Origin of the sequence: Shewanella sp. SG41-4, from assembly GCF_014164505.1 — a bacterium.
In the GTDB taxonomy this organism is placed as follows: domain Bacteria; phylum Pseudomonadota; class Gammaproteobacteria; order Enterobacterales; family Shewanellaceae; genus Shewanella.
The window spans coordinates 1-2,178 of sequence record NZ_JACJFI010000455.1; the positions used below are offsets into that span (position 1 = coordinate 1).

Below are 2,178 nucleotides of genomic sequence, written 5' to 3' on the forward strand. Positions count from 1 at the left end.
TCCACGCTTTGGCATAACCAACGTTTGCACTGATGGTTGGCAATAACGGTGCACGGTTTTCTTGAATACTCTCGTATAGCGCATCACGTTGTGCTTTTGCTTGTAAAACGATAGGGTCGCTAGTGAGTGCTTGCTGATAAATTTGAAGTAAATCGTCAGCTTGTGCTGCTGGTGCTGCGATAGCAAATGCTAATGCTGCGTATAATGAACCAATTTTGAATTTCATTTGCTGCCCTTTTTAGACAATTCCTCGGTAAAATGAGGTGTTGATTAACTTATAAATTTGGTCATGCACCTGGTTAAGTTAATGATTTATCATCATTCAATCTTAACGCTGCAATCAGTGTTAACTTACTTGCTTAATGAATATGCACAATAATTTACAGATGATAACGTCGTTTAAAATCGGCATTTCATTGCTCATTATATATTGCTCACAATAGATCGATTATGACATGTCGATTACTACATATTGTGCACTACTTAATAGTAGTGATTTTTTCATTTTCAAGTCAAATTTGAAGTGTAACAGATTTTATTTTAATTAGGCCCGTTTTTGCTTTTTCAAGCTTAAATGCTTAGCTGTTAATGATGTTAATTTAAACTGTAAAAATAACCCGTTAGTTTACGTTTTGATAGATAAGGATAAATATGTCTGAGCAAGCGGAGATAACAACCTTTGACGTAGAGTCAGATTTTAGTTTGATATCTAAAAAAGTGTTGTATAAAGGTTTCTTCCAATTGGATGAATATACCTTTAAGCATAAGTTGTTTAAAGGTGGTTGGAGTAGTGAGGTTACACGTGAGGTTTTTGAGCGAGGCCATGCGGTCGTTGTGCTGCCTTATGATCCAATTCGTGATGAAATCGTATTAATCGAACAAATTAGGGTACCTGCATTAGCAACCACTAAATCAATCTGGCTTCTTGAGTTAGTGGCGGGTATGATTGAGCCCGGCGAATTTCCTGAACAAGTTGCAGAGCGAGAATTGGCCGAAGAAGCTGGATTAAGTTTGCTAGGTTTAACCTTTATAAACAGTTACTTAGGTAGCCCTGGTGGGACTTTTGAGGGTTTTCATTTGGTTTGGGGGCATGGTGATTCGGCCAACGCGGGTGGAATACACGGACTTGAGCATGAAAACGAAGATATTCGTGTGCATGTTGTGAGTCGTGAAAAAGCCTATGAGTGGATTAATAATGGTCGCATTGATAATGCATCGACGGTATTAGGCATCCAATGGTTAATGCTAAACTACCAACAAATTCGTGACGCACTTTAGTCTATTGAACATGGTGATAAGCAAGATAGGAATGATTGAGTGGCAGAATTTAACCTGAAAAATAAGCAAAAATATCAACCAAATATCAGCTCGTTTTTAGCGGTATGTGGCCGAAATTATGCGCATATTTTAAAATGGTTACCCGATCAAGTTACAATCAATGTGCCTTGGCAGGTTGAAGGTGAGTTTGGCAAGTTGTCGATCAATCTTCTTGAAAATACTAAATATACTCAGTTAGTCGAAATATCGCGCCCTATACCAAATGGACATTTTTTTAAATCTCCAAAAGCAATTGTTCGTGTCTATCATGATGCTCAATTAGCAGAAGTGTTAACTAGCCAACAGATTTATCGTTTGAAGCCAGTGTATGATTACCCGAATATACATATGCATCATAGCGATGAAAAATTTCAAGTGAATGCATTCCTTGAGGAGCTGTTGAAGATTGGGTCTCTGAGAGTGACTTTCCAATCGTAGCTTTTTTCTTCTTTTTACCATGTTAGGAATATTTTGTGCTTAAAGACGCAGTGCATTATTCTGTTGCTGAAAATGAGCCTGTGCGATTAGTACAAGTGACTGATCCGCATCTTTTTGCTGATCCCGAAGGTCAATTGCTTGGTGTTAATACGGCACAAAGTCTCCAAGCCGTGTTGAATACGTTCATTGCAACTCAATATCCCGCCAATCTTTTATTGGCAACGGGAGATATTAGCCAAGATTATTCACCTGAGTCTTATCAGCACTTTGTGCAGAAGATTGAGATGTTAGATCTGCCTTGTCATTACTTACCCGGAAACCACGATGACCCTCGCTTAATGAGCTTGCGTATGCAAGGTGAAAAAGTGTTTGGTCAACAACGGATAATTATTGGTAACTGGTTGATATTAATGCTCGACTCTA

General features: G+C 38.4%; 4 protein-coding genes. 3 read left to right on the plus strand and 1 reads right to left on the minus strand.

What is annotated here, in order from left to right; all coding sequences use genetic code 11:
* Positions 1-226, minus strand: a 226-nt coding sequence (locus H5202_RS21000; RefSeq protein ID WP_182773770.1) for a TolC family protein, incomplete at its 3' end; no start/stop codon positions are given.
* Positions 227-651: 425 nt separating this feature from the next.
* Between H5202_RS21000 and nudF the strand changes: the two genes are divergently transcribed.
* The 3 genes from nudF to H5202_RS21015 form a co-directional block, all read left to right on the plus strand.
* Complete coding sequence (gene nudF / locus H5202_RS21005) at positions 652-1,278, plus strand: ADP-ribose diphosphatase (protein ID WP_182773771.1); 627 nt, start codon at positions 652-654, stop codon at positions 1,276-1,278.
* Positions 1,279-1,317: 39 nt separating this feature from the next.
* The gene (locus H5202_RS21010; RefSeq protein WP_182773772.1) at positions 1,318-1,755 is read left to right on the plus strand and encodes a DUF1249 domain-containing protein; all 438 of its coding nucleotides are present in this window, start codon (positions 1,318-1,320) and stop codon (positions 1,753-1,755) included.
* A 35-nt stretch (positions 1,756-1,790) separates the two neighbouring features.
* A partial coding sequence (locus H5202_RS21015; protein WP_182773773.1) for a metallophosphoesterase occupies positions 1,791-2,178 on the plus strand: 388 nt, incomplete at its 3' end.